Below are 20,253 nucleotides of genomic sequence, written 5' to 3' on the forward strand. Positions count from 1 at the left end.
TGCAGCGTCCCCCGCAACCGGACCCACCCCGCCTACCCACAGGTAACCCGCTTCTGCTTCGGCTGTTGCTGTTGCCTTGGTTCGTAGCAGGTGCAGGGCCGCAGGCCCTGCCGACCCACCCTATTCCTCGACCGGGAAATCCTCGATCGGCTTCAGCACATCGTAGTGCTCGCGATGCAGCTTGCCCTTCAGCTTCGGCAGCTCCGGCAAAGGCGCGTCCACGCGGGTATCCGGCAGCCGGTCCAGCAGGTTGCGCACCAGGGTCAGCCGGCCCAGCCGCTGGTCGTTGAAATCCACCAGCGTCCACGGCGCCGCCTCACGATGCGTCGCGCGCAGCATTGCCTCGCGGGCCTCGGTGTAAGCGCTGTACTTGCTGCGCGATTTCAGGTCGACCGGGGAGAGCTTCCAGCCCTTCAGCGGATCGAGGTGGCGCTCGGCGAAGCGCTTTTCCTGCTGCTCCTGGTCCACGCACAGCCAGTACTTGAACAGCAGGATGCCGTCGTCCACCAGCAGCTGTTCGAACACCGGCGCCTGATGCAGGAACTGCTGGTACTCGGTTTCGCTGCAATAGCCCATCACCCGCTCGACGCCTGCGCGGTTGTACCAGCTGCGGTCCATCAGCACGATCTCGCCGGCGGCCGGCAGGTGCGAGGCGTAGCGCTGGAAGTACCACTGCGTGGCTTCGCGGTCGGTGGGCTTGGGCAGCGCCACCACCCGGCATTGGCGCGGGTTGAGGTGCTGGCTGATGGCCTGGATCGCGCCGCCTTTGCCTGCGGTATCACGTCCCTCGAACAGCACCAGCAGGCGTTGCCCGCTGTGCTGCACCCAGCGCGCCATGGCGGTCAGTTCCAGCTGCAAAGGCAGCAGCAGTTCGTCGTAGTCCTTGCGCTTGAGCTTGGCCATCGTCACGCCACGCGGGGAGGAATCCCGAGCGTAGCGCAGGGATCGCTCAGGCGATGTCGAGGCCCTGCCAGCCCTGTTCGCCCGCCAGATGCTGCAGCAGCGCCGAAAGGTCGTGGGCAAATCCGGCCATGTCGAACAGGCCGCTGTCTTCGCGTGCCTGTGCCAGTTCAGCGCGCAACGCCGCCAGTGCTGCCGGATCGTTGCCCAGCGCGCTGGCGGTGGCGATGAACCCGGCATCGTCGGCGACATTCATCCGTGCCAACCCCAGATGGTGGTTGAGGCTGCCGGCCACGCGCGCGGCGAAGGTGTCGCCGGGGCAGGTCAGCACCGGGCAGCCGGCCCACAGCGCATCGGAGGCGGTGGTGTGGGCGTTGTAAGGATGCGTGTCCAGGAACAGGTCGGCCAGCGGATACCGGGCCAGGTACTGCGGATGCGGCAGCTTGGCCATGAACACCAGGCGCGCCGGGTCCAGGCCTGCGGTCTGTGCGGCGGCACGCAGGCGCGCATCGGCCTGGCCGGGGCCGGACATCAGCCACAGCACGCTGCCGGGCACTGCCTGCAGAATGGCGAAGGCGCGGCCCATGCTGCGCGGGTTGAGCTTGTAGCTGTTGTTGAAGCAGCAGAACACCACGCCGTGTTCGGGCAGGCCGCACTCGGCGCGGGATGGTGCTGGCGCCAGGATGCGGGTGTTGTCCGAGGGCTGGAGGGCACGTGGCAGGCGCAGGACGCGTTCGCTGAACTGCGATTCCAGCGATGCCGGCAGCACGAAGTCGTCGGCGACCACGGCATCCATCCAATGCGCGCCTGATGTGCCGGGATAGGCCAGCCAGTTCAACTGCAGCGGGGCAGGGCGCATCGCCAGCACTTCCGGCGTGCCGCCGCCGCCCCAGCCGCGCAGGTCGAACAACAGGTCAATGCCCTGTGCGCGGATGCGCGCGGCAGTGTCTGCATGGCGCAGCCCGGCCACATCGTGCAGCTGTGTGGCTGCCTGCAGGCGCTGGCGGATGCGGCTGCCATCATCGTGGTTCAACGCGAACAGATGCAGCTGCAACGCCGGGTCATGACGCAGCTGCTCGAACAGGGCCACGGTCAGCAGCCCGGTGGGATGGGCGCCAAAACCATTGGAAAGGAAACCGACGCGCAAGGGGCCGTGCCCGCGCACCTTCACGGCAGGAAGGGGACGCACCCCCGAAGCAACCACTGCGGCGCGTGCACGCGCGCAGGCCAGCTGTTCGGCCGCGCTGGCATCCTCGCTGAGGAACGCGAATGGTTCGACCACGCCTTGCCCGGCGGCCAGGGCGCCACGCACCTGTGTGGCCAGCGCATCCACGTCCTGCCAGTCGCACAGGCGACGCTGCCAGGCCAGGCGCTGCGCGGCGATATAGGGTTCGTCCGGCATCAGCGCATGTGCACGGCGATAGGCCGCCGCCGCGCCTTCTGCATCATCGGCATCTTCCAGCGCATGGCCCAGCCACAACGCGATGCCGGGGTGCTGCGGGGCCAGCGCCGAGGCCTGGCCGAGCAGCTTCGCCGCGTCGGCATGCGCGCCGGCCATCCAGGCCACGCGACCCAACCGTGCCAGTGCTTCAGGGTGATTCGGGCGCAGCTGCAGGGCACGTCGCGCGGCCTGTTCGCCGGCAGCGATGTCGCCGGCTTCCAGTTCCACATCGGCCAGCATGACCCAGGCGACGAAGTCGCCGGGCTGGCGTGCAATCGCCTGTTGCAGGTGCTGTCGCTGCTGCCAGGCCGTCATCGTGCTCAGCCCGCCGACAGCTGGGCCAGGGCGTCGACCTGGTGCTCGTGGCTGAGCCGCTGCAGCAGCGGATCGAGGTCGCCGGCCAGTACGTTGGGCAGGTCGTACAGGGTCAGGCCTTCCACGCGGTGGTCGGTGATCCGGCCCTGCGGGAAGTTGTAGGTGCGGATGCGCTGGCTGCGGTCGCCGCTGCCGACCTGCAGGCGCCGCGATTCGGCCTGCGCCGCGTCCTGGCGCTGGCGCTCGGCGTCCAGCAGCTGTGCTTTCAGGCGCTTCATCGCCTTGTCGCGGTTGGCGTGCTGGCTGCGTTCGGTCTGGCATTCCACCACCACGCCGGTTGGCACATGGGTGATGCGGATGGCTGATTCGGTCTTGTTCACGTGCTGGCCACCGGCGCCGGACGAGCGGAAGGTATCCACCTTCAGGTCGGCCGGGTTGATGACGATGTCATCGACCTCATCGGCCTCGGGAATGATCGCTACGGTGGCCGCCGAGGTGTGGATGCGGCCCTGCGATTCGGTGGCCGGCACGCGCTGCACGCGATGCGTACCCGATTCGAACTTCAGGCGCGAGAACGCGCCACGGCCGACCACGCGCGCCACCACTTCCTTGTAGCCACCGTGCTCGCCCGGACTGTCCGATTCGATCTCGACCTTCCAGCCCTGGCGTTCGGCGTAGCGGGCGTACATGCGGAACAGGTCGCCGGCAAAGATCGCTGCCTCGTCGCCGCCGGTACCCGCGCGCACTTCCAGGAACAGGTTGCCTTCGTCGCGCGGGTCGCGCGGCACCAGCAGCAGCGCCAGCTCCTGCTCCAGTTCCTGCAGGCGCGCCTGTGCAGCAGCGATTTCCTCGTCGGCCAGCTCGCGCAGGTCGGGGTCGGCGCGCATGCCTTCGGCGGCTGCCAGATCGGCCTTGGCACGGGCTTCATCAGCCAGGGCGATGGCGATCGGTTCAAGTTGGGCGAATTCGCGCGAAAGGTCGCGGAAACGAGTGTTGTCGGCGACCACATCGGGTTCGGCGAGCAGGCGTTCCAGTTCTTCGCGGCGCTCGGCCAGCGCTTCCAGCTTACGGCGCAGGGTCGGCGTCATCGGGTCTCACGGGTGGGTGGCGGTAACCCGGCGTGGCCGGGAACAGGCGCTCGGCGGCGCGGGTCAGGTCGGCATCGCCACTCAGCGCGGCCGCACGCAGGGCGGCGGTCGGCGGATGCAGCAGGCGGTTGGTCAGGCCGTGGGCAAGCAGTTCCAGCACTTCATCGGCCGGCTTGCCGTTGGCCAGTTGCTGGCGTGCGCGCTCCAGCAGCTCGGCACGGGTGGCTTCGCCGAACGCGCGCAGCTGCCGCAGCGGCGCCTGGTGGGCGCTGGCCTGCTGGGTCTCGACGAAGCGCGACACCTGCAGGTCGATGATCGCCTCGGCTTCGGCGGCGGCCTCGCGGCGGCCACGGCGGTTGTCTTCCACCGCGCGCTCGAGATCGTCCACGGTGTAGAGGAAGGCGTCGTTGAGCGTGCCGACCTCGGCTTCGATGTCGCGCGGCACGGCCAGGTCGAACAGCAGCATCGGCTTGTGCCGGCGCGCGCGCAGGGCCTTGGCCACCATCTCGCGATGGATCACCGGTTCGCGCGCGGCGGTGGCCGAGAACACGATGTCGGCCTCGCCGAGGTGGCGATCCAGTTCGGTCAGCGGCAGGGCCACGCCGCCATGGCGGCTGGCAAGTTCCTGCGCGTGGGCGAGGGTGCGGTTGGCGATCAGCAGCCGGCGTACCTTGCCTTCGCTCAGGTGCCGTGCAGCCAGTTCGATGGTCTCGCCGGCACCGACCAGCAGCACGGTGGAATCGTCCAGCCGGGCGAACGCGTTCTGCGCCAAGCGCACTGCGGCCGACGCCACCGATACCGGGTTGGCGCCGACCTGGGTATCGGTGCGCGCACGCTTGGCCACCGAGAAGGTCTGCTGGAACAGGCGGTCCAGGCGCTGGCCGAGAAGGCCGTGGTCGCGCGCGGTCGACCAGGCCTCCTTCACCTGGCCGAGGATCTGCGGTTCACCCAGCACCATCGAATCCAGGCCGGTGGCGACCCGGAACAGGTGGCGCACGGCTTCGGCATCGGCGTGCTGGTACAGGTAGCCCTGCAGGTCGCCGGCCTGGGTGTGCAGCCACTGGTCCAGCGCCTGTGCCGAATCGGCCACGGCATACAGCTCGGTGCGGTTGCAGGTGGACAGCAGCACCGCCTCGGCGATCTGCGGGGTATCGCGCAGCGAACCGAGCGCGCGCGGCAACGCCTCACCGGCGAAGGCCGCGCGCTCGCGCAGCTCCACCGGTGCGGTCTGGTGATTCAGTCCGAGCACCCACAGGGTCATTGTTCAGTTGCTTGCGATAAGCTGCTGGCCATTGGACGACATTTTAAGGCCCCGATGCCGACGATGCCCGCATTGATTCGCATCCCCAGTGTTCTGCTGCTGTCCCTGGCCTGCAGCCAGGCCCTGGCGGCGGTGCCGGCCAAGGCCCCTGCAAGGGCCCCGGCCACTGAGGAACTGGCGCTGGAGCCGGTGATGGCCGGTGAGTTCGCCCTGCAGGCCGGCAAGCTGGCCGAGGCCGCGCGCTGGTACCTGCAGGCGGCCCAGCAGACCGACGGCGACGCCGGCCTGGCCGAGCGTGCGACCCGCATTTCCATGCTCGCCAACGATGATGCCAGCGCCGCCAAGGGCCTGGCCCTGTGGCAACAGCGGGCCCCGCGCTCATTGACCATGCGCAGTGCGGCCGGTGCGCTGGCCATGCGCCAGGGCGATGTGAAGGCTGCCCGCACCGAACTGCAGGGCTTGCTGGCCGACTCCGACGAGCGCGGTTGGAAGTTTGCCCTGGCCGCCCTGATCGGTGGGGGGCGCGATCCGGCGGTGCCCGCGCAGGTGCTGGGTGAGCTGGTCGACGCCAACGCCATTCCACCGAAGATCGAAGCCTGGCAGGAGTTCGGCCGCCTCGCCCTGCGCATGGACAAGCCCGAACTGGCGCGGCGCATGATCGATGAAGTGGTCAAGCGCTTCCCTGAAGAACCGCGTGTGGCGTTGCTGCGTGCCAGCCAGCTGCAGCAGGCCGGGGAGACCGGCAAGGCGCTGTCGCTGCTGCACGATGTGGAGCCTAAGACCCGCCAGGACCCGGAACTGCGCAATGCGGTGGCCATTGCCTACGACAGCCTCGGCCAGCCGTCCGCGGCCGAGCGCGTGCTGGCCTTCGGCCCGCAGGACGTGCAGACCTGGGGCATGCGCGCTTCGCTGCTGGCCAAGCAGGGCGACAAGGCGGCGCTGTCCAACCTCTACAACGAACTGTCGCGGCAGGCGGCCAAGCCGGACCCGGCGCAGCGCCTGCTGCTGGGCAAGATCGCCGAGTACCTGAAGCGTTATCCCGAGGCGGTGCAGTGGTATCACAGCGTGCCCGGCGGCGATGAGCTGAGCGAAGCGCGCCTGCGTGCGGCCAACGCCCAGGCCCTGGCCGGGCGCCTGCCGCTGGCGCTGGATGAAGTGCACGCGATCCAGTCCGATGCGGTGGTCGACGACGATGTCCGCCGCGACGCCTACCTGCTGGAAGCGGAACTGCGCCAGCGCGCCGACGACAGCGCCGGTGAACTGGATGCGCTGGCCCGCGGCCTGGCCGCTTACCCGGATGACAACGGCCTGCTGTACGCCCGTGCGCTCACCTGGGAACGCCGCGATGACATTCCGCGCGCCGAGGCTGACCTGCGCAAGATCCTGGTGACCGACCCGGAGAACGTGCCGGCTTTGAACGCGCTGGGCTACACCCTGGCCGATCGCACCGGCCGCCTGCAGGAAGCACTGGAGCTGATCGACCGCGCCCGTGTGGCCGAACCGGACAACGCCGCCATCGTCGACAGCTATGGCTGGGTGTTGTATCGCCTGGGCCGCAAGGAAGAAGCACTGGTGCAGCTGCGCCGGGCCTGGACCCTGGCCAAGGACCCGGAGATCGCTTCCCACGTTGGCGAAGTGCTGTGGGTGCTGGGCAAGCATGACGAGGCCCGCCACTTCTTCGAAGAAGCGGCCAAGCTCGATCCTGAAAACCGCGCGCTGCTGCGCGCCCGCGAGAAATTCAATCCATGAGTGTTTCCCTGATCCGGCCGATGCTGTTGGTGGCCGTGACCCTGGCGGTGACCGCCTGTACCAGCGTGGGTACGCAGAAGACCGCGCCACCGGCGGTGGTCGAGACGGTTTCGGCCGAAGCGGCGCGGGCCGAGGCGGCGCGCGTGGCCGCGCTGCAGGCACAGTCGGACTGGGCCTTCCAGGGCCGGGTCGCGGTCAGCAAGGGCAAGGACGGCGGCAGCGGTCGCATCGACTGGAAGCAGGAGGGGCGCCGCTATGTGGTCGAGCTGAGCGCGCCGGTGACCCGGCAGAGCTGGAAGCTGACCGGCGATACCCATTCCGAAGCCGGTCGCCTTGAGGGACTGGCCGGCGGGCCGCGTGACGGCGAGGACGCCCAGCAGCTGCTGCTGGAGGCGACCGGCTGGGACATCCCGGTCAACCAGCTGCCGCAGTGGATCCGTGGCCTGGTGGCTGGCGATGCTGCCGGTCCGGAGAAGGTCGAGCGCGACGGTGAAGGCCGGCCGCGTCGTATGCAGCAGATGGGCTGGCAGGTGCAGTACCTGGACTGGTACCCGGCCGAGGCCGGGCGTCCGGCGCTGCCACGCCGGATCGAGGCCAGCAATGGCGACGCCAAGGTGCGCCTGCTGGTGGATCAGTGGGGGCAGGGCGCCCCATGAGTGCCGGGTGCGATGACGCGGGCTGGTCCTGGTGGCCGGCCCCGGCCAAGCTGAACCTGTTCCTGCATATCACCGGTCGCCGCGCCGATGGCTACCACGAGCTGCAGACCGTGTTCCGGCTGCTGGACTGGGGCGACCGCATTGGTCTGCGCCTGCGTGAAGACGGGCAGGTGCGTCGTGAGGGCGAGGGGCTGGCCGGCGTTGCCGAGGCGGATGATCTGGCGGTACGCGCCGCGCGGATTCTGAAAGACGCGGCCAATATCGCGCAAGGCGCCGACATCATCGTCGAAAAGCGCGTTTCTGCCGGCGGTGGCTTTGGCGGCGGTTCCTCTGATGCCGCCACCGTGCTGGTGGTGCTGAACCGGCTCTGGCGGGCCGGTCTGGATGAGGACGCGCTTGCTGCGTTGGGCCTGCGCCTGGGCGCGGACGTGCCGGTGTTCGTGCGCGGGCGCAATGCCTGGGCCGAAGGGGTGGGCGAACGCCTGCAGCCCATCGTGTTGGAACCGGCCTGGTATGTGGTGGTTGAACCGGGCGTTCATGTTCCCACCCCGGCCCTGTTCGCAGACCCGGATTTGACGCGCGACAGCCCAGTGGCGAAAATAGAGGACTTCGCTTCCGGGACCCTGGTCGGGAACGCGTTCGAACCGGTGCTGCGCCGCCGTGAGCCTGCCGTCGAGGCAGCGTTCGCCGCGTTGAGCGATATCGGCACGGCGCGGCTGACCGGTTCGGGAAGTGGTTGTTTCGTCGAGTTCGCATCGCAGTCTGCCGCAGAGCAGGGACGGTCGAAGTTGCCGAAGGAGTTGCGGGCAAGGGTGGCAGCGGGCGTTGCGCGTTCGCCACTGCTGGATGCACTCGAGCAACACTGATTTATCAATGCAGGGGCGTCGCCAAGAGGCCCAAGGCACCAGGTTTTGATCCTGGCATTCGTAGGTTCGAATCCTACCGCCCCTGCCAATAGCGGCTGTGTCCGCGCCTTCCAGCGCATCGCCCGCGCGGGACGTGGAAACAACCGCGGTGTTGTCAGCAGCAAGGGTCCATCAGGGTCCTTGCCGACTCCGGATCCCCGCCACTCGTCCCCGCCCGAGACAATCATGATGCAAGAGTCCCCGAACCTGCTGGTCTTTTCCGGCAACGCCAACAAACGTCTGGCGCAGAATATCTGCAAGGAACTGGGGGTTCGCCCGGGCAAGGCGCTGGTCTCGCACTTCTCTGATGGCGAAGTGCAGGTGGAGATCGAAGAGAACGTCCGCAAGCAGGACGTGTTCGTGATCCAGCCGACCTGCGCGCCGAGCGCGGAAAACCTGATGGAACTGCTGGTGCTGATCGACGCGCTCAAGCGCGCATCGGTGGCCAGCGTGACCGCCGTGGTGCCGTACTTCGGCTACTCGCGCCAGGATCGCCGCATGCGTTCCTCGCGCGTGCCGATCACCGCCAAGCTGGCGGCGAAGATGTTCAGCACCGCTGGCGCTGATCGCGTGCTGACCGTCGACCTGCACGCTGACCAGATCCAGGGCTTCTTCGATATTCCGGTGGACAACGTGTATGCGTCCCCGCTGCTGCTGGCCGACATCTGGCGCGCCTACGGCACCGAGAACCTGATTGTTGTGTCGCCGGACGTGGGTGGTGTGGTCCGCGCCCGTGCGGTGGCCAAGCGCCTGGATGACGCCGACCTGGCGATCATCGACAAGCGCCGCCCGCGCGCCAACGTCTCCACCGTGATGAACATCATCGGTGACGTCGAAGGCAAGACCTGCGTGATGGTCGATGACATCGTCGATACCGCCGGCACCCTGTGCGCCGCTGCCGCTGCCCTGAAGGCGCGCGGTGCGCTCAAGGTCGCCGCCTACTGCACCCACGCGGTGCTGTCGGGCCCGGCGGTGGACAACATCACCAATTCCCAGCTCGACGAGCTGGTGGTGACCGACACCATCCCGCTGAAGGACGCCGCGCGGGTGTGCAGCAAGATCCGCCAGCTGAGCGTGGCGGAAATGCTGGCCGAAACGATGCGCCGCATCGCCTTCGGCGAGTCGGTCAGCTCGCTGTACGTCGACTGAGTTTTTCGTCCCTGCCGGCAACGGCGGGGACATACCCCGGGTGCTTCTGGTCGCGGAAGCATCTTCAACCGCCAGGCCGCAAGGCAGGGCAACAACCTGAGTAGTCGAAAATGTCGAAGACCCATGAAATCAAGGTCACCAAGCGTGAACTGCAGCGTAAGGGTGCGAGCCGCCGCCTGCGTCACGCTGGTGTGATCCCGGCCATCGTGTACGGCGGCAACGCCGAGCCGGTCGCCATCAGCCTGGACCACAACGAAATCTGGCTGGCCCAGCAGAACGAGTGGTTCTATGCCTCGATCCTGGACCTGAACCTGGACGGCCAGGTGCAGAAGGTCCTGCTGCGTGACATGCAGCGCCACCCGTACAAGCAGCTGATCATGCACCTGGACTTCCAGCGCGTGAACGAGAACGAAGCCCTGACCGCTTCGGTCCCGCTGCACTTCATCAACGAAGACACCTCGCCGGCTGGCAAGGCTGCCGACGTCGTGGTCACCCACGAACTGAAGGAAGTGACCATCACCTGCCTGCCGAAGGACCTGCCGGAGTCGATCGAAGTCGACCTGGGCGAGCTGAAGGCCGGTGACGTGGTGTACCTGTCCAACATCAAGCTGCCGAAGGGCGTGGAAATCCCGGCCCTGGCGCTGGGCAAGGACCACGACGACGCCATCGTCACCGCCAAGGCCGGCAAGGCCGACGCGGCTGACGAAGAAGCGGCTGCCGCCGAGTAATACCGCTACGGTGCCTGCCTCCGGGCAGGCACCGTATTGGAAGGAACCATGGCAGGACTGCGACTGATCGTCGGTCTGGGCAACCCCGGATCGGAACACGCCCGGACCCGGCACAATGCCGGGTTTCATTTCGTTGAGGCCCTGGCTGAAAAAGCCGGTGCACGATGGAATGTGGACAGCAAGCTGTTCGGCGAGACCGCCAAGGTCGAGATCGCCGGGCAGACGGTGTGGCTGCTCAAGCCCGCCACCTTCATGAACCTCAGCGGCAAGTCGGTCACCGCCGCGCAGCGGTTCTGGAAGATCGAGCCGGAAGAGACCCTGCTGGCCCATGATGAACTGGACTTGGCGCCCGGTGTGGCGCGGCTGAAGTTCGACGGTGGCCACGGTGGCCAGAACGGCCTGCGTGACACCATCCGCCTGCTCGGTCACGGCAAGTTCCATCGCCTGCGCGTGGGCATCGGCCATCCCGGCCACAAGGACCGCGTGGTGGGTTGGGTGCTCGGCCGCCCGTCCAAGGACGACGACGTGCTGATCGCGCGCGCCATCGACGATGCGATCGACGTCATGCCGCTGGCGGTACAGGGCGATTTCAGCGAAGCGATGAAGCGCCTGCACACTCCGAAGTAACCCGCTTTGGGTAGGTGCCAACCTTCCCGATTCCGGTGCGTGCCAACCTTGGTTGGCACACAATGATCGACACCGAGATGGATTGGCCAAGCAGCGCGCGCGCTGTTTCACCAATCACTTTCACCCCAGAGAGCTGTCACCCATGGGTATCAAATGCGGCATCGTCGGCCTGCCCAACGTCGGCAAGTCGACCCTGTTCAATGCGCTGACCAAGGCGGGTATCGCCGCGGCGAACTTCCCGTTCTGCACCATCGAGCCGAACGTCGGCATCGTGCCGGTGCCGGATCCGCGCCTGAACGAGCTGGCAGCGATCATCAACCCGCAGAAGGTCATCCCGACCGCGGTCGAGTTCGTCGACATCGCCGGCCTGGTGGCCGGTGCCGCCAGCGGTGAGGGCCTGGGCAACAAGTTCCTGGCGCACATCCGCGAAGTCGATGCGATCACCCACGTGGTGCGCTGCTTCGAGCACGGCGACATCGTGCACGTGGCCGGCAAGGTCGATCCGATCTCGGACATCGAAACCATCGACACCGAGCTGGCGCTGGCCGACCTGGACAGCGTCGAGAAGGCACTGAACCGTGCCGAGCGTGCGGCCAAGGGCGGCGACAAGGATGCAGCGGCGCGCAAGCCGGTGCTGGCCAAGCTGCAAGCCGCGCTGTCGGACGGCAAGGCCGGTCGCTCGGTCGGCCTGGATGATGAAGAAAAGGCGCTGGTACGCGACCTGTTCCTGCTCACCCTGAAGCCGGTGATGTATATCGCCAACGTGCTGGAAGACGGTTTCGAGAACAACCCGCACCTGGACGCCGTGCGCGCGCATGCCGCCGGCGAAGGCGCGCAGGTGGTGCCGGTGTCGGCCGCGATCGAGGAAGAGCTGTCCCAGCTCGACGACGAAGACCGCGATACCTTCCTGGCGGACCTGGGCCTGAGCGAGCCGGGCCTGAACCGCGTGATCAACGCGGCCTACAGCCTGCTGGGCCTGCAGACCTACTTCACCGCAGGCGTGAAGGAAGTCCGCGCGTGGACCGTGCGCAAGGGCGCTACCGCCCCGCAGGCCGCCGCGGTCATCCACACCGACTTCGAGAAGGGCTTCATCCGCGCCGAAACCATCGCGTATGACGACTTCATCAAGTACAAGGGCGAAGCCGGTGCCAAGGAAGCCGGTCGCCTGCGCCTGGAAGGCAAGGAGTACCGCGTGCAGGAAGGCGACATCCTGCACTTCCGCTTCAACGTCTGATCCAGCGGCATCGGATCGACCCCGGACGCCCCGCCTTGTGCGGGGCGTTCGCGTTTCTGGCAATGGACAAAAAATCACCATGCTGCGAAACGCTTGCGGCGTGATGTTCGCCGGCACTTGTCCACAGCAAACTCCCATCGCTTTCCACGCCGGATGTGGAAAACCGCGCGGCGCCTTTGTAGAGCCGAGCCCATGCTCGGCTGATGCCAGCCGGAGCCGAGCGTGGGCTCGGCTCTACAGGGGCTTTCCCGCGCGACCTGGATAAAATTTCGCCACGCTTCGAAACGCCTGTGCTGCAACGCTCGCGCCCACTTTTCCACACCAAGTTCCCATGGCTTTACACGTGCTGTGTGGAAAACCGCAGCAACGCCTGGACAAAAAATCACCATGCCCTGAAACGATTGCCGTGCATGGCTCGCGCCCGCTTATCCACACCAAACCCCCATCGCTTTCCACGCGCGATGTGGAAAACCTGCGGAGCTACGCCTGACTCAACGTCGGGTGGCAGGCGGAACGGTCGGCTGCGCGCTTGCCACGGCGTCTGCATTGACGGTGATCTGTGCTCGCTCGGCATAGTCCGCCGAGGGGTGCGCAATGGAGCGGCCCGACAGCAGCGAGCATCCAGCAAAAGATAGGCAGGTGGCCAGCAGCAGTACAGCGGTGATGAGCTTCATTGGATTCTTCCAGTGCGGAGGGGCGTTGTAGGTTGCGCCGGATGTCCAGCCTCCACCGCAAGGTGACACCGGAACGGGGCGCAGTGGACGCGCGAATGGCAGCTCGCGAGCAGTACTGTCGTACGATGGGTCCACATCGCCTCGCAATACTCACGCGGCAGCCGCGCAAGGATACTCGGCAGAATCCCATGTTCAGTCACATTACCGTCGGTACCAACGATCTTGATACAGCGGCCATTTTCTACGATGCCCTGCTGACTCCGCTCGGCATGCGCCGCCGCCCGGTCACGCCCGATGGTGGCCCGGCCGCGGCATGCTGGGTGACGGCGCACGTTGCGCTGCCGCGCTTCTACGTCTACGCGCCCTATGACCGTGAGCCGGCTAGCCATGGAAACGGCAGCATGGTGGCGTTCCTCGCGCCCTCCGCGGACGCGGTGGATGCCGCCCATGCGGCAGGCCTCGCTGCCGGCGGCACCGACGAGGGCGCGCCAGGGTTGCGGCCGCACTACGGAGCTGGCTACTACGGCGCGTATCTGCGCGATCCAGATGGCAACAAATGCCACATCGTCCATCGTGGAGACCTGGCCTAGACCGCGCGTAGCACGGGTGCTGCGATGGCGGCACCATCACTGCCCGGTTACGGGCGTCCGCTGTTGCTCAACGCCTTGCAGCAGCCATGTGTCATGAAAAAAGGACGGAGGCCTGCGCCTCCGTCCTTCCGTCCACATCCTGCAATGCGGCGTGCCTTAAAGCGCGCTGCCACCGAACTTGTGGGTGTACTGCAGGTTGATGGTGCGGCCGACGCTGTCGAACCAGGACACGTCGTAGTACGGATACGCGGTGTACGTGGCGTCCTTCGGCGGCATCTTGTTGAAGACGTTCACCACCGACAGCGACAGGCGCGCGTGGTCGTCGAAGCGGTACTGCAGCGACGCGTTGTAGCGGTAGGTCGCCTTGATGTACGGGCTGTCACCGCTGTCCCAGTCGAAGGTCTGGGCGTAGCTGTCATAGGTTGGCAGCTTGCCCAGTAGTGAACCGTAGACCGTGGCCGACCACGCAGCCTTCTCCCAGGTCACGCTCAGGCTGGTCTTGGTGCGCGGAATATCGAAACCGCTGTTGACCGCGAACTGATCTTCGACGGGGTCACCGGGGTAGCGCTGGAAATCGTGCTTCTTCACCCAGGTGTGGGTGCCGTTGAGGATGAAATCACCGATGCCGGTCTGCAGGCGGTAGCGCAGGCCGACGTCGATGCCGGAGGTCGATTCGCGGGCGACGTTGATCGGGGCGACGCGCACGCCGTACAGGCGGCCATCACTGGTGCGGGTGATGCGGTCGAGCGCGTCCACGCAGGTCGGCGAGTTGATGTCGGCACTGCCGAGGCGGCAGTTCGCTTCGCTGGCCAGGATCGTGCGCACGTCCATGTCCTGCACCTGCTTGCGCATGTCGATGTCGAACCAGTCCACCGACAGGTCCAGGCCGATCGCCGGCGACCAGACGAAGCCGGCGCTCCACGAGGTGCTGGTTTCCGGGTCGAGCCGGCGGTTGCCGGTGCGGCTGCGGATGATGCTGACGTCTTCGTCGCATTCGGTGCCATTGGCGCGACAGTCGTACAGATCGACTACGTCAGTCTCGTCGTTGCCCGGGCCGGCGAACACGTAGTGCAGGTCCGGCGCGCGGAACGCGGTGCCATACGAACCACGTACCAGCAGGGTGTCGATCGGGCGCCATTCCAGGCCACCGCTCCAGGTCGCCTTGCCGATGGTGTGGCCGGAATAGCGGTACTGGTCGTAGCGGCCGGCCACGCTCAGGTTGAACGTCTCGTGCAGCGGCATGCGCAGTTCGGCCGCCGTGGCCCAGCGGTTGCGCGAACCGTTGCCATCCGAATCCTTCCAGCTGTAGTAGTAGTACTGGGTCGCCAGCGGATCGGGATTCAGCGAATACGCCTGCTGGCCCACTTCCACGGTTGCGGCGAAGCCGGCATCACCGCCCGGCAGACCGAACAGCGCGGAATTGGTCAGCGTGAACGCAGCCGTCTCGGTGCGCGACTTCGGGGTGTAGGTGGTACGTGCTGCGATCGAATCGTACTCGGCGCGGGTCAGCGGCCGGTACAGGCGTGACGGGTCGGCATTGAAAATCGGGAATACGTTGCCTTCGTCATCGGTGTAATCGCCCAGCTGCGGGCCCAGGAACAGATCATTGGCCTTGGCGGCGATGATCTTCGCCCAGCTGATCCGCGACTGGTATTGCGAGTGGCTCAGTGCGGCCTCGTAGTCCCAGTTGCCGGCCAGATTGCCCTTGAAGCCAGTGGTCACGCTGAAGGTCTTCTGCGTGCTGCGCACCATGCCGTTGCGCAGGCCGCCCATTTCCTCCGGCGAAAACTGGCGGTTCCAGGATTCGATCTGTTGATCGGCCTCCGTGCTGGCAATGTTTCTGAAATAGCCCGCTTCATTGCCGTCTGAGCTCATGTAGCCCCAGGACGTCACATCGCGCATCAGCGACATCGTGTGATAGCCCAGCTGCACGTCGGCGAACCACTGCTGCCCGTTGTCGAAGTCGTAGCTGAGCGAAGCGTAGCCGTTGGCGCCGCGGCGCTTGCTGAGGATGGTGCCGTAGCCGATTGACGTATCGCTGCCACAATACCAGCCGGAGCGCGGCCGGTAGGCATGGTAGGTACTGCCCTGGTTCTGCCCGGCCAGTGCTTCGCAGGTCGCTGCGCCTGGGTCCAGGTAGGCGTTGTTGTAGTCCGTGCGCAGATAGGCGCGGCGAGCGGCGCGCGTACGTTCAGTCGGTGCGTCCTGGGTCGAATCCTGGATGTCGCGCTCGTACGCCCACAGCGGGCTCTGCGACTGCAGCTCGACGCTGTACACCGCGTTGAAATTGCCGCGGCTGAAACCGCTGGCCAGGCTCATGTCGAACGACTCGCCACCGCCTTCGCTGGTGGTGCCCATGCGCATGTCGATCGTGGTGCCGTCGGCCTTCTTCTTCAGGATGAAGTTGACCACGCCGGCGATCGCGTCCGAGCCGTAGATGGCCGAGGCGCTGCCGGTCAGCACTTCGATGCGCTCGATCATCCCCAACGGGATGTTGGAGACATCGGTGAAGTTGCTGCGGCCCTTGAACGGCATCGGGAAGTCGGCGATGCGGCGGCCATTGACCAGCACCAGCGTGTGATTCGGGCCCAGACCGCGCAGGTCCACCTGCTGGGCGCCCGGCGAGAAGTCAGCGCCACTGGAGGACTGCTGGCTCTGGGTCTCCCCCCCGTTCTGGGTCATCGCGCGCAGCACGTCCGGCACGGTGGTAAAGCCGCTGGAGCGGATCTGCTCGGCGCTGATCACCGTGATCGGGGCGGGGCCTTCGACCTGGGCGCGCGGAATGCGCGAACCGGTGACCTGCACCGCGTCCAGTTGTTGAACCGAAGAGGAAGCCGGTGCCTGGGCCGCCGCGGAAGCAGCCACGCCCATCAACGCCAGCTGGATCGACCACGCCATCGCCTTTCTACGCATGAGGAATTCTCGGAAATGAAGCCGGCCCGCAGAGGAGGGGCCCTGTCCCCCATTCAGATTTCCGGAATGGGCGCGCGCATTTAACGCCTTTTTCATGCCCTTGACTACTGGACCCCTATCTGGCAAAGAGTGAAAACGCTTGCAAGTCGATTTTGTTCAGGGAGATCAAGATGCGACGCCTCCATCGGACCCTGCGTGCCCCCTTCGCCTGGCTGGCGCTGCTGGTGTTGGCCGTGCCGTTGGCCGCCCTTGCGCAGGACCTGCAGGGCCCGGGTTTCGCCTACTACGAAGCCGGGGATCTCGACGCACCCCGGCCCGGTCCGCGCGCGCCGGCCATGATGCTGATGGGCGGTGGCGAATGGGTGCCGGAAGCCTTCCATTGGTGGCTGAAGCAGGCTGGCAATGGCCGCGTGCTGATCCTGCGCGCTTCTGGCAGTGACGAACTGCAGGACCGCCTGTATCGCGAGATCGGCGGGGCCACCGCAGTGCAGACGCTGGTGTTCGACAATCGCCGTGGTGCCGATGATCCCGCGGTGCTGCGCGTGGTGGCTGCAGCCGATGCCATCTTCATCGCCGGCGGCGACCAGTCCCGCTACATCCGCTTCTGGAAGGGCACCGCGCTCAACCGCGCGCTCAACGCCCATGTGCGCGCCGGAAAGCCGATTGCCGGTACCAGCGCTGGGCTCGCCATCCTCGGTGGCTATGCCTACGGCGCGATGGACGGCGGCAGCATCACCTCCGCCGGTGCGCTGGCCGACCCGATGGGCAGTGCGGTGACCATCGACAGTGGCTTCCTGCAGATGCCCTACCTGCAGCGCGTGGTCACCGACACCCACTTCGACAAGCGCGATCGGCTCGGCCGCCTGATCGTGTTCGTGGCGCGCGCTGCCCAGGACAGTGGCAACCCCGACATCGTCGGCATCGGCGTCGACGAAGACACTGCCCTGTGCGTGGAGCCCGATGGCCAGGCACAGGTCTACAGTGCTGACGGCGAGGGCAAGGTCTGGGTGGTCAGCCCCGGCCGCGATGCCGACCGCCTGGTCGAAGGTGAGCCGCTGCGCTTCCACGCGGTGCCGGTAACGGTGGTCGCCAGCGGCGGCCGCATGCGCCTGGATGACTTCCAGGCCGAGGCCGACTACCAGGCCGTGGCCGACGTCAGCGACGGCGAGATCGAAGTCATCCGCCAGTGACCCGGCGATCCTGTGGCCACGCATGGGATGCTGTAGAGCCGAGCCCGCGCTCGGCTGCCTTTCAACCGAGGCATCAGCCGAGCATGGGCTCGGCTCTACGATGATGCCTCCCTTGCCCACCTGCTGGAGACGTACCCGATGAAACTGCGCCTGGCGCTGTCCGCACTGTTGTCCCTGCCCACGCTTGTCCAGGCTGCACCGACGGCTTCGCCGCTGCTGGTCATCCACGGCGGCGCTGGCGTCGAGCGCAAGGACCTGTCGCCGGCCGAGGAAAAGGCCGCACGTGACGCGCTGCGGGCGGCCCTGTTGAAGGGGCATGCGGAGCTGGCAGCGGGTCGCCCCGCGCTGGCCGCTGTCACCGCCGCGATCACCGTGCTGGAGGACGATCCCACCTTCAACGCCGGCAAGGGCGCGGTGTTCACCCACGACGGCCACAACGAGCTGGATGCGGCCGTCATGGACGGCGCGAGCCAGGCGGCGGGCGCGGTGGCGGGCGTGCAGCGGGTGCGCAACCCGATCCTGCTGGCGCAGACCGTGATGCAGAAGTCCAGGCATGTGATGATGGTCGGGCAGGGCGCCGAAGCCTTCGCGGTCGAGCAGGGCATTTCTCTGGTCGATCCCTCCTACTTCCGTACGGAAAAGCGCTGGCAGCAGCTGCAGCGTGCACTGAAGGAAGAGGCCGGCGGCCAGGCGCATGCCGATCTGGAGACCGCAAAGCACTTCGGGACCGTCGGTGCAGTCGCATTGGATGCACAGGGGCACCTGGCCGCTGGTACTTCCACTGGCGGCATGACCAACAAGCGCTATGGGCGCGTGGGTGATTCGCCGATCATCGGCGCCGGTACCTGGGCTGACGCGCGATGTGCGGTGTCTGGCACCGGCTGGGGCGAGTACTACATCCGTACTGCCGCCGCGCACGAGATCTGCGCGCGCATGCGTTACCAGGGGCAGAGCCCGGAGCAGGCCGGCAAGGGCGTGATCAACGAGACGATTCCGCAGATGGGCGGCGATGGCGGTGCGATCGTGCTCGGCGCAGATGGAAAAATGGCCACGCCGTTCAACACCCAGGGCATGTATCGGGGCTGGATTGGCGGCGACGGTGTCCCTCATGTCGCAATTTTCGCCAGCGAGACCCTGCCGGTCCCCGGGCAATAACCTTGCGTATCAATGGGTTTGCGACAGCGTGTGAAAAAAGTGGAAAAAAGCGTTGACAGCCCCCCGTCCCATCAGCAGAATAAGCGGCTCACCACCACACACCGCAACGCTTCGGCGGCAACGGAATGGGGTGGTAAGGAGGGATACCCAAGCGGCCAACGGGGGCAGACTGTAAATCTGCTGGCTTACGCCTTCGGTGGTTCGAATCCACCTCCCTCCACCAGTTTCACGTTGTGACATTCCCGGCGCGGGAGTAGTTCAATGGTAGAACCTCAGCCTTCCAAGCTGATGGTGCGGGTTCGATTCCCGTCTCCCGCTCCATTGAATGAACTTTGAATATTATCGAGTTCATGTCATAATGCAAAACTCGGCTCACGTAGCTCAGTCGGTAGAGCACTTCCTTGGTAAGGAAGAGGTCGAAGGTTCGATTCCTTTCGTGAGCACCATCTTAAGCATCACCTCTCAGACGAATTCGAGATAAGCAGCCATGGCCAAGGGTAAGTTCGAGCGCACCAAGCCGCACGTCAATGTCGGCACCATCGGTCACGTCGACCACGGCAAGACCACGCTGACCGCCGCACTGACCAAGATCGGTGCCGAGCGCTTCGGTGGCGAGTTCAAGGACTACTCCTCGATCGACGCCGCGCCGGAAGAAAAGGCTCGTGGTATCACGATCTCGACCGCGCACGTCGAATACGAATCCCCGATCCGTCACTACGCCCACGTTGACTGCCCGGGCCACGCTGACTACGTCAAGAACATGATCACCGGTGCCGCCCAGATGGACGGCGCGATCCTGGTGTGCTCGGCTGCTGACGGCCCGATGCCGCAGACCCGCGAGCACATCCTGCTGTCGCGTCAGGTCGGCGTGCCGTACATCGTCGTGTTCCTGAACAAGGCCGACATGGTTGACGACGCCGAGCTGCTCGAGCTGGTCGAGATGGAAGTGCGTGAACTGCTGAGCAAGTACGAGTTCCCGGGCGACGACACCCCGATCATCGCCGGTTCGGCCCGCCTGGCGCTGGAAGGCGACCAGAGCGACATCGGCGTGCCGGCCATCCTGAAGCTGGTCGATGCCCTGGACAGCTGGATTCCGGAGCCGGAGCGTGCGATCGACAAGCCGTTCCTGATGCCGGTGGAAGACGTGTTCTCGATCTCGGGCCGCGGCACCGTGGTGACCGGTCGTATCGAGCGCGGCGTGATCAAGGTTGGCGACGAAATCGAAATCGTCGGCATCCGTCCGGTGCAGAAGACCACCGTGACCGGCGTTGAAATGTTCCGCAAGCTGCTGGACCAGGGTCAGGCAGGCGACAACGCTGGCCTGCTGCTGCGCGGCACCAAGCGTGACGACGTCGAGCGTGGCCAGGTCCTGGCCAAGCCGGGCACGATCAAGCCGCACACCAAGTTCGAAGGCGAAGTCTACGTCCTGTCGAAGGACGAAGGTGGCCGTCACACCCCGTTCTTCAACGGCTACCGTCCGCAGTTCTACTTCCGCACCACCGACATCACCGGCGCAGCTGCACTGCCGGAAGGCGTCGAAATGGTGATGCCGGGTGACAACGTCAAGATGGTCGTCACCCTGATCAACCCGGTGGCAATGGACGAAGGCCTGCGCTTCGCCATCCGCGAAGGCGGCCGTACCGTCGGCGCCGGCGTGGTCTCGAAGATCATCGAGTAA

Annotated in this window: 17 protein-coding genes and 4 tRNA genes; 15 read left to right on the forward strand and 6 right to left on the reverse strand. The window is 66.3% G+C overall.

Translation table 11 applies throughout. The features are described 5' to 3' along the window. Positions 1-120 precede the first annotated feature (120 nt). Genes ppk2 through hemA form a run of 4 tightly spaced genes read right to left on the reverse strand, consistent with a single transcriptional unit; the run spans position 121 to position 5,005 of the window. Positions 121-903 (reverse strand): polyphosphate kinase 2, encoded by a 783-nt coding sequence (gene ppk2, locus AC5P8D_RS18550; RefSeq protein ID WP_019338137.1) that lies wholly within the window; start codon positions 901-903, stop codon positions 121-123. A 46-nt stretch (positions 904-949) separates the two neighbouring features. Then, the gene (locus AC5P8D_RS18555; protein WP_495203563.1) at positions 950-2,656 is read right to left on the reverse strand and encodes an O-linked N-acetylglucosamine transferase, SPINDLY family protein; all 1,707 of its coding nucleotides are present in this window, start codon (positions 2,654-2,656) and stop codon (positions 950-952) included. Positions 2,657-2,661: 5 nt separating this feature from the next. Next, complete coding sequence (prfA, locus tag AC5P8D_RS18560; protein ID WP_010481754.1) at positions 2,662-3,744, reverse strand: peptide chain release factor 1; 1,083 nt, start codon at positions 3,742-3,744, stop codon at positions 2,662-2,664. Further along, positions 3,722-5,005, reverse strand: a complete 1,284-nt coding sequence (gene hemA / locus AC5P8D_RS18565; protein ID WP_495203564.1) for a glutamyl-tRNA reductase — start codon at positions 5,003-5,005, stop codon at positions 3,722-3,724. The genes prfA and hemA overlap by 23 nt, the downstream gene beginning before the upstream one ends. Before the next feature lie 63 nt (positions 5,006-5,068). Between hemA and AC5P8D_RS18570 the strand changes: the two genes are divergently transcribed. The 8 genes from AC5P8D_RS18570 to ychF all read left to right on the forward strand — a co-directional run bounded on the left by AC5P8D_RS18570 (position 5,069) and on the right by ychF (position 12,053). Beyond that, positions 5,069-6,754, forward strand: a complete 1,686-nt coding sequence (locus tag AC5P8D_RS18570; protein WP_329760166.1) for a tetratricopeptide repeat protein — start codon at positions 5,069-5,071, stop codon at positions 6,752-6,754. After that, complete coding sequence (gene lolB / locus AC5P8D_RS18575; protein ID WP_100447772.1) at positions 6,751-7,410, forward strand: lipoprotein insertase outer membrane protein LolB; 660 nt, start codon at positions 6,751-6,753, stop codon at positions 7,408-7,410. The genes AC5P8D_RS18570 and lolB overlap by 4 nt, the downstream gene beginning before the upstream one ends. Continuing rightward, entirely contained in the window at positions 7,407-8,276 is an 870-nt protein-coding gene (ispE, locus tag AC5P8D_RS18580; protein ID WP_057502608.1) for a 4-(cytidine 5'-diphospho)-2-C-methyl-D-erythritol kinase, read from the forward strand. Before lolB ends, ispE begins: the two co-directional genes overlap by 4 nt. Positions 8,277-8,287: 11 nt before the next feature. Continuing rightward, positions 8,288-8,364 (forward strand) — tRNA-Gln (locus AC5P8D_RS18585). 140 nt (positions 8,365-8,504) lie between these two features. Next, positions 8,505-9,464, forward strand: coding sequence for a ribose-phosphate diphosphokinase (locus AC5P8D_RS18590; protein WP_005415400.1), 960 nt, complete (start codon positions 8,505-8,507; stop codon positions 9,462-9,464). Between the two features lie 110 nt (positions 9,465-9,574). Next, positions 9,575-10,192: a 50S ribosomal protein L25/general stress protein Ctc gene (locus tag AC5P8D_RS18595; protein ID WP_014036085.1), complete on the forward strand. Its 618-nt coding sequence runs from the start codon at positions 9,575-9,577 to the stop codon at positions 10,190-10,192. Between the two features lie 48 nt (positions 10,193-10,240). After that, positions 10,241-10,819, forward strand: a complete 579-nt coding sequence (gene pth / locus AC5P8D_RS18600) for an aminoacyl-tRNA hydrolase (protein WP_008268208.1) — start codon at positions 10,241-10,243, stop codon at positions 10,817-10,819. 142 nt (positions 10,820-10,961) lie between these two features. After that, entirely contained in the window at positions 10,962-12,053 is a 1,092-nt protein-coding gene (gene ychF, locus AC5P8D_RS18605; RefSeq protein ID WP_495203565.1) for a redox-regulated ATPase YchF, read from the forward strand. A gap of 491 nt (positions 12,054-12,544) precedes the next feature. Here the strand turns inward: ychF and AC5P8D_RS18610 are convergent, their stop codons facing one another. Continuing rightward, the gene (locus AC5P8D_RS18610; RefSeq protein WP_071306387.1) at positions 12,545-12,727 is read right to left on the reverse strand and encodes a hypothetical protein; all 183 of its coding nucleotides are present in this window, start codon (positions 12,725-12,727) and stop codon (positions 12,545-12,547) included. 188 nt (positions 12,728-12,915) lie between these two features. On the opposite strand from AC5P8D_RS18610, the gene AC5P8D_RS18615 reads away from it, so the two are divergent. After that, a complete protein-coding gene (locus tag AC5P8D_RS18615) occupies positions 12,916-13,317 on the forward strand; it encodes a VOC family protein (protein WP_071306386.1) in 402 nt (133 codons plus the stop codon). 156 nt (positions 13,318-13,473) lie between these two features. Here AC5P8D_RS18615 and AC5P8D_RS18620 read toward each other — a convergent pair whose 3' ends face one another. Beyond that, positions 13,474-16,230 (reverse strand): TonB-dependent receptor plug domain-containing protein, encoded by a 2,757-nt coding sequence (locus tag AC5P8D_RS18620; RefSeq protein ID WP_495203566.1) that lies wholly within the window; start codon positions 16,228-16,230, stop codon positions 13,474-13,476. Between the two features lie 170 nt (positions 16,231-16,400). Between AC5P8D_RS18620 and AC5P8D_RS18625 the strand changes: the two genes are divergently transcribed. From AC5P8D_RS18625 to tuf, 6 genes are all read left to right on the forward strand, one after another. Next, positions 16,401-17,420 carry a cyanophycinase gene (locus tag AC5P8D_RS18625; RefSeq protein WP_143994220.1) on the forward strand — a complete coding sequence of 340 codons (1,020 nt, stop codon included), beginning with the start codon at positions 16,401-16,403 and terminating at the stop codon, positions 17,418-17,420. A gap of 138 nt (positions 17,421-17,558) precedes the next feature. Continuing rightward, positions 17,559-18,575 (forward strand): isoaspartyl peptidase/L-asparaginase family protein, encoded by a 1,017-nt coding sequence (locus AC5P8D_RS18630; RefSeq protein WP_049480240.1) that lies wholly within the window; start codon positions 17,559-17,561, stop codon positions 18,573-18,575. Positions 18,576-18,712: 137 nt separating this feature from the next. Further along, positions 18,713-18,798, forward strand: a tRNA-Tyr gene (locus AC5P8D_RS18635). Between the two features lie 24 nt (positions 18,799-18,822). Beyond that, positions 18,823-18,896: transfer RNA gene (locus AC5P8D_RS18640), tRNA-Gly, on the forward strand. A 49-nt stretch (positions 18,897-18,945) separates the two neighbouring features. After that, positions 18,946-19,021, forward strand: a tRNA-Thr gene (locus AC5P8D_RS18645). 41 nt (positions 19,022-19,062) lie between these two features. After that, complete coding sequence (gene tuf, locus AC5P8D_RS18650; RefSeq protein WP_014036096.1) at positions 19,063-20,253, forward strand: elongation factor Tu; 1,191 nt, start codon at positions 19,063-19,065, stop codon at positions 20,251-20,253.

Source organism: Stenotrophomonas sp. YJH_SMC_101-4 (genome assembly GCF_059370395.1).